This window comes from Bacillus sp. AC266 (genome assembly GCF_979253805.1).
This window is the reverse complement of sequence record NZ_CEEDEC010000065.1, coordinates 1-242: the sequence shown is the minus strand read 5'-3', so window position 1 is coordinate 242 and position 242 is coordinate 1. Positions and strand designations below refer to the sequence as shown.

The following is a 242-nucleotide window of genomic DNA, read 5'->3' as shown; positions in this document are numbered from 1 at the left end:
ACCTTTTGAAGGCTCATCAAAAATAAACAATGTATGTGGATGTCTTGTTTTTGCAAATAACTCAGAAACTAAATGAACACATTGAAACTCACCCGTTGAGAATGTTTGTGTTTTTCGTTCTAATGTTAAATAGCCCAGTCCTAATTTGATTAGTAGGCTCAAGCGTTTATACGCACTATCTTCGTTTGGAATTTCATCAATAATATCCTCAATTGAGCGCTCAAAAATATCATCCATTTCTT

General features: G+C 33.5%; 1 pseudogene. It reads right to left on the bottom strand.

Annotation, left to right across the window (positions count from 1 at the left end):
* Positions 1-242, bottom strand: a pseudogene (locus AC0IXC_RS29335) (ATP-binding cassette domain-containing protein); the annotation flags it as partial.